Below are 7,025 nucleotides of genomic sequence, written 5' to 3' on the forward strand. Positions count from 1 at the left end.
CTTATGCTTTTTTGTAAAATTTTCAAAGCTCGAGTATTGAGTATTTGAATTAAAAGGTGTAGACTAAGAATCGTATACGCTTAAAGAGGGTTGGTTATGAATAAGATTGCGAAAGATCATGTGATCTATGCGATGTCTTCTGAGAATAAACCGGTACTCAACGTACATTCAGGAGATCGGATTACGTTTGAAACGATGGATTGTTACAGTGACGAGGTCACGCCGGACGAGCCGGACAGGCGTTGTCATCGGATTAATCCGGCAAGCGGGCCGGCGGCGATTGAAGAAGCCATGCCGGGCGATACGCTGAAGGTCACGATCGAGAAAATCTCGCTGGGAAGGCGGGCGCTGGTCGGCAGTTATCCCAACAGCGGAACGATGAAAGAACTTGTGACGCGGAGAATGATCCACTTTCTGCCGGTACAGGAGCGCCAGCTGGAATTTCGCAGCGATCTGATCGTCAAGGCGGATCCGATGATCGGCGTGATCGGCGTAGCCCCGCAGGAAAAAGAAGTTGGCTGCGGAACTCCGGGTGAACACGGCGGCAACATGGACTGCCGTAAAATCCGCGAAGGCGCGGTGGTCTATCTGCCCGTCTTCCATCCCGGCGCGCTGTTGGCGCTGGGCGATGTGCATGCGGTCATGGGCGATGGCGAGGTGATGGGCAGCGGCGCGGAAATTGCGGCTGAGGTCACGGTAAAGGTCGAAGTCCTCAAGCAAGCTTGCGAAGGTCCGTGGGTGACAGATCAGGATCAGCTCTATGCACTGGCTTCCGCCAAGACGATGGAGGAAGCGCTGAAACGTTGTTGTCAGAAAATGAATTGCCAGCTGCAGCGCCAGTTGGGATGTACGCCGGAAATGGCGGGCATGCTGATGAGCCTGGAGGGCAATAGTGAAATATGTCAGGTTGTGAACGATTTGGTAACGCTGCGGTTTGGAATGCCGCTGGTTCGATTCCTTTCCAAGGAGGGAAATAGATCATGAACTTCAAACTGCCGATCAGAGATAAGCTGCTGCGGTTTCTGGGGCCGACCCGGATGATCGCGCTGAGCTTTGTCCTTGTTATCCTTGTAGGTTCCTTCCTGCTGTGGCTGCCGTTTTCGCAGAATCCCGGCATGCGGGCCAGCTATCTAAACAGCTTATTCGTCGCCACCTCGGCGACCTGTGTGACGGGACTGATGCCGTTTGCCGTGATTGACCAGTACAATCTGATCGGCCAGACGGTCATCATTTTCCTGATGCAGATCGGCGGATTGGGCCTGATGTCGCTGCTGGCGCTGTTTCTGACGCTGATGCGGCGCAAGCTGAACTTTTCTGAAAAGAAAATGCTGCAGGACTCGTTAAATAAAAACGACGCTGACAACATTCCCAACTTTCTAAAAAGCATCTTCCGCTATACCTTTATTTTTGAAGCCATTGGCATGGTGCTGCTGGCGCTGCGCTTCATTCCGGAATACGGATTGACGCAGGGGCTTTACAATTCGGTATTCCTTTCCGTTTCTGCGTTCTGCAATGCGGGTCTGGATAATCTGACGCGGTCGTCGTTAATGGCGTACGCTACCGATCCGCTGATCAACTTTACCGTCTGCGGCCTGATCATCACCGGCGGCCTGGGCTTTGCGGTCTGGTTTGACCTGCGGCGGGTACTGCCGGAGAAGAAGACATTCAGCTGGAAACGGCTGTGGACGCGGCTCTCCCTGCACAGCCGGCTGGTGCTGGTCGTGACCGGAGCGTTGTTGGGCAGCGGGACGCTGCTGATCCTGTTAGTGGAATTTACCAATCCGGATACGCTCGGATGGATGAGCTTCCCGCAGAAAGTGATGGCGGCGTTCTTCCAGTCGACGACGCTGCGAACGGCGGGCTTCAGTACCATCGACTTCTCGCTGCTGCGGGGTGCTTCCCTGTTCATCATGCTGTTCTATATGATCATCGGCGGTTCGCCGGGCGGTACCGCGGGCGGTATCAAAACGACGACGTTCTCGATGCTGTTCGTGCTGATCGTGTCTGAGATCCGCGATGCCGGCAATATGACGCTGTTCAAGCGGACGCTGCCGGCCGGCACCTTCCACAAGGCGTTCGCGATCACGCTGACCTATGCCTGCGTGTTGATCATGGCGATCTTTCTGCTGACGCTCAGTGATCCGGAAATCGGCTTCCTGCCGATCGCATTTGAAGCGTTCTCCGCGATCGCGACGGTCGGGCTGTCCGCTGGGGTGACGCCGCTGTTGTCAGCGCTGGGCAAAATTGTGATCATCGCGCTGATGTATATTGGCCGTGTTGGTCCGATTACGATCGTGCTTTCGTTGATGCGAATGAAACAAAACCGTAAAACAAACAATCTCGTTTATCCGCACGGGGACGTGCTGATCGGGTAGGAGGAATAGGAATTATGTCGGAAATGAAACAGTATGTTATTCTGGGCTTAGGGATCTTCGGATCGACGATCGCCAAGACCCTTTCGCAATACAACCACGAAGTCATCGCGATTGATAAGGATCTGGCGTGCGTCGACCGCGTCAGCGATTTTGTCACGCAGGCGATTCAGGCTGACTTCACCGATATCGACCAGCTGCGTGCGATCGGCATTCAGGACTGCGACGCGGCGGTGGTGGCGACGGGATCGCACCTGGAAGAAAGCATCATGGGCGTCATGAATCTGCGCGAGCTGGGAATTCCGTTTATCATGGCAAAGGCAAAAAATAAAAAGTACATGCAGATCCTGCAGAAGATCGGCGCGGATTACGTCGTTCGTCCGGAAAAAGAGATGGGCGAGCGGGTAGCGAAGAAGTTGGTTTCACGCAACATCATTGATTTGATCGACATCGACGACGATTACAGCATCGTTGAGATCGCAGCCCCGGCCAAGTGGGTCGGCAAGACGCTGAAAGCGCTGGAACTGCGGACCAATTACGGCATTAACGTTTTGGGGATCCGCAAGAATCCGAAGGAACATCTTTCGATTTCTCCGGACGCGTTCTACACGATCGAGGCCAACGACCAGCTGCTGGTTATCGCGGATAATAAAATCTTCAAGAAATTTGAATCACTGTTCAGAATTTGAATCGAAGCCGGAAAATTCCGGCTTTTCTGTATTTTTGGACTTGTGAAGGAAAATGAACCATGGTATCATGATAACCATAGTCGACAGGAGGTTTTTTATATGACAATGACAAAAGATAAATTTACATATATCCCCCAGGGCGTTTGTTCCAAGCGCTTTGATTTTGAGCTGGAAGGCGACGTTATTACCAACGTTGTGATCACCGGCGGCTGCCCCGGCAACCTGTTAGGCATTTCCAGAATCATCAAGGGGAAAACAGTCAAAGAAGTAGTAGAAGCTTTTCAGGGAGTTCATTGCGGCGCGAAGCCGACGTCCTGTCCTGATCAGATCGCAACGGCGTTAACCAAACACTTCCAATCAAACTAAAGGATAGTTTCAGAGCGGAACGCTCAGCCTAAGAACAGGTGAGAGCGTATGAAAAAACCGCAGATGGAAGTTGCGAAAACGCTGGTGGAGATCGGTTTGTCGTTTGACGTCATCGAATTGATGACGCAGGTGACGCCGGTCGAGTATCTGGCAGAAGTGATGGATGAAAATGAATCAGAAACAAATGAAAAGCACTGCTGAGCGTGCTTTTTATTTTGGATTCCGGAAGGAGGGGAAATCATGCGGAAGTTTCATTTTATTTGGGAGTTTTTAGAAGGCAACCGGAAACGGATGGCGGCGATGATCATTTTGGTGTGCGTGTACGCGTTTCTGAATCTGTGTTCACCGCTGTTGTTCAGCTTTATGATCGACAACGTCATCCATGCCCAGCCGGCTAACAATCCGGTTCTGGCGTGGCTGTTGGATCATTTGGGCGGGGCGGCATATTTACAGCGGAATTTGTGGATCGGCGCCGCGGCGATTCTGGCGATTAATGCGCTGATCTGCGTGTGCGTGTTCTTGCGGGGGTATTGGAACGCGGTGATTTCAGAGGAAGTCTGCCGCAAGGTCCGCAACCGGCTTTACGCGCATCTGCAGTCGTTGCCGTTCAGTTACCATGTGCGGATTAAGACCGGCGATCTGGTGCAGCGGTGCACGAGTGATGTCGATCAGATCCGGCGCTTTCTGGCGGGACAGATCTCAGAGGTCGTCTATTCCGTCGCGACGGCGCTGGCCGCGCTGTTGATTCTGTTTTCCATCTACCGGCCGCTGGCCTGGCTGGCGGTGATCTCGATGCCGCTGTTAGTGATCTACGCGTATATCTTTTTTACCCGCGTGCAGAAGGCGTTTTTAGCGTCGGATGAGGCTGAGGGGGATCTGAGTACGGCGGTGCAGGAGAATTTATCCGGCATCCGCGTCGTTAAGGCGTTTAATAATGAGCGGGAGGAAATCCGGAAGTTCGAGCAGAAAAATGCCCGCTACCGGGATCTGACGTTTAAAATGATTCAGTATCTGGGTGCGTACTGGGGGACAAGCGACCTGATCTGCCTGACGCAGATCTTCGTGATCATTCTGGCCGGGATTTTTGCCGCGGTTCGGGGCGATCTGAGCGTCGGCAGCTTCTTCGTGTTCATTTCGTATGAAGGCATGATCCTGTGGCCGGTACGCAACCTCGGCCGGATTCTTGCCGATATGGGTAAAATGAGCGTGTCCATCGGACGTCTGCAGGAAATTCTTGACGAAACTCCGGAAGATGTGGCCAGCGGGGAAACGCCGCCGATTGAGGGCCGGATTGAGTTCGATCATGTTCAGTTTCAATATGAAGGCGACAGTCAGCCGGTGCTGAAGGATCTGACCTTTACGATTGAAAAGGGCATGACGGTGGCGCTGATCGGGCCGACCGGCGGAGGCAAAAGCACCTTGGTTCATCTGTTGATGCGGCTGTACGATCCGACGTCCGGTCAGATTCGGATCGACGGTCATGACATTACAGGAATCCAGCGGACATGGCTGCGCCAGAACATCGGCATCGTCCTGCAGGAACCGTTCCTGTTTTCGAAAACAATTTACGATAACATTCACCTGGCCCGGCGCGGGGCACATCGCGAGGAAGTGGAACAGGCGGCGCGGATTGCGTCGGTGCATGAAGTCATCGCGGAGTTTGACCGCGGCTACGACACGTTAGTCGGCGAGAAAGGCGTCACGCTTTCCGGCGGACAGAAGCAGCGGATCGCGATCGCCCGCACGGTGCTGTCGCCGCAGCCGATTCTGATCTTCGACGATTCGCTGTCAGCGGTCGATACCCAGACCGACGCGAAGATCCGCGCGGCTTTAAAAGAGGTGCAAAGCCAGACTACGACGCTGATCATCACCCAGCGGGTGGCTTCGGCGATGGATGCCGACCTGATCCTGGTGCTGGAACAAGGCCGGATCACTCAGGCGGGAACGCATGCTCAGCTGATTGAGGAAGACGGGCTGTACCGCCGGATCGTTGAGATTCAGACGGCCCGGATGAATGAAGGAGGGGAGGAAGCATGAGTCAGATTCGTTTTGAAGAACAACAATACAATACGGAATCGCTGGATGCCGGCCTGTGGAAGCGGATCTTCGTACTGATGAGACCGCTGCGCAAGGAGCTGGTGCGGCTGCTGATCCTGATGGTCGCTGTCGCCGGCTGCGACGTCCTGTTTCCGATCCTTAACAAAATCGCGATCGACACGTTTGCCGCAGGCGGTCAGCCGGACAGCTCGCTGTGGATGTTTTCCGGAGTTTACATGGCGGGTGTGCTGTTTCAGGCGTTCAGTGTCTATCTGTTTTTCATGCAGGCGGGCAAAATTGAAATGGCGTTCTCCTACGATGTGCGCCAGAAAGCGTTCGCCAAGCTGCAGACGCTCTCGTTTTCCTACTTTGACCGGACGCCGATCGGCTGGCTGATGGCGCGGATGAACAGCGATATTGCCCGGCTGGCGGAAATTCTGTCGTGGAGTCTGATGGATCTGATCTGGGGCTTAGCGGTGATGCTGGGAGTCAGCATCGTCATGCTGATCGTCAACTGGAAGCTGGCATTGCTGGTGCTGATGGTCGTGCCGGTGCTGGCCTGGCTGAGCGTGTGGTTTCAGGTTCGGATTCTCAAGAATTACCGCAGCGTGCGGCGGATTAACTCGCGGATTACCAGTGCGTTCAACGAAGGCATCACCGGCGCCAAGACGACGAAGACGCTGGTCATCGAAGATGATAACTTAAAAGAATTCAATGAAGAAACGCTTGAGATGAAGGCGGCCAGCGTGCGCGCGGCGACGTTGTCCGCGCTGTTTATGCCGGTGGTCATGGGTCTGGGTGCGATCTCGACCGCGGCGATCCTGTGGTCGGGCGGCCATCAGGTGCTGATGCAGACGCTGCAGTTCGGCACGCTGATGATGTTTACGCAGTACGCCACGCAGTTTTTTGAGCCGCTGAGGCAGATTGCCCGGCTGATCGCCGAGCTGCAGCTGGCACAGGCCAGCGCGGAGCGGGTGCTGTCGCTATTGGACAGCGAACCGCAGATTGTCGATACCCCGGAAGTCATTGAAAAATATGGAACGGAGCTGGAGCCGAAGCCGCAGAACTATGAACCGTTAGCCGGCGACGTGGAGTTCCGGCATGTCGATTTTGAATATCTTGAGGGCGAACGTGTGCTGACCGATTTTAACCTGAAGGTGAAAGCCGGCCAGACCGTTGCGCTGGTCGGAGAAACCGGTTCCGGCAAGAGTACAGTCGTCAACCTGTTATGCCGGTTTTATCAGCCAGTGAACGGACAGGTGCTGATCGACGGGAAAGACGTGCGCGAACGCTCGCTGGGCTGGCTGCACTCCCATCTCGGCTATGTGCTGCAGGCGCCGCATCTGTTCTCCGGCACGGTAAAGGAGAACATCCGCTATGGCCGGCTGGATGCCAGCGACGAACAAATTGAAGCGGCGGCAAAAATGGTCGACGCGCACGAGTTCATTCTGCGTCTGGAAAACGGCTACAACACGGATGTGGGCGAGGGCGGCTCACGATTGTCAACGGGGCAGAAGCAGCTGATTTCGTTTGCCCGCGCCGTGCTGGCGGATCCGCGGAT

General features: G+C 54.6%; 7 protein-coding genes. All 7 read left to right on the plus strand.

The features are described from left to right. The first annotated feature begins 96 nt into the window (after window positions 1–96). Window positions 97–984 carry an acetamidase/formamidase family protein gene (locus AC5OW4_RS13580; RefSeq protein WP_308560328.1) on the plus strand — a complete coding sequence of 296 codons (888 nt, stop codon included), beginning with the start codon at window positions 97–99 and terminating at the stop codon, window positions 982–984. Next, window positions 981–2,375, plus strand: coding sequence for a TrkH family potassium uptake protein (locus tag AC5OW4_RS13585; protein WP_072684329.1), 1,395 nt, complete (start codon window positions 981–983; stop codon window positions 2,373–2,375). Before AC5OW4_RS13580 ends, AC5OW4_RS13585 begins: the two co-directional genes overlap by 4 nt. A 14-nt stretch (window positions 2,376–2,389) precedes the next feature. Beyond that, entirely contained in the window at window positions 2,390–3,061 is a 672-nt protein-coding gene (locus tag AC5OW4_RS13590; RefSeq protein WP_006059157.1) for a potassium channel family protein, read from the plus strand. A 99-nt stretch (window positions 3,062–3,160) separates the two neighbouring features. Next, on the plus strand, window positions 3,161–3,427 hold the full coding sequence (locus AC5OW4_RS13595) for a TIGR03905 family TSCPD domain-containing protein (protein ID WP_006059158.1): 267 nt from the start codon (window positions 3,161–3,163) through the stop codon (window positions 3,425–3,427). Window positions 3,428–3,475: 48 nt separating this feature from the next. Next, window positions 3,476–3,628 (plus strand): hypothetical protein, encoded by a 153-nt coding sequence (locus tag AC5OW4_RS13600; protein ID WP_006059159.1) that lies wholly within the window; start codon window positions 3,476–3,478, stop codon window positions 3,626–3,628. Window positions 3,629–3,667: 39 nt separating this feature from the next. Then, complete coding sequence (locus AC5OW4_RS13605; RefSeq protein ID WP_072684330.1) at window positions 3,668–5,464, plus strand: ABC transporter ATP-binding protein; 1,797 nt, start codon at window positions 3,668–3,670, stop codon at window positions 5,462–5,464. Beyond that, window positions 5,461–7,025, plus strand: a 1,565-nt coding sequence (locus tag AC5OW4_RS13610; RefSeq protein WP_493677091.1) for an ABC transporter ATP-binding protein, incomplete at its 3' end; no start/stop codon positions are given. The genes AC5OW4_RS13605 and AC5OW4_RS13610, both read left to right, overlap by 4 nt.

This window comes from Holdemania sp. (genome assembly GCF_986127675.1).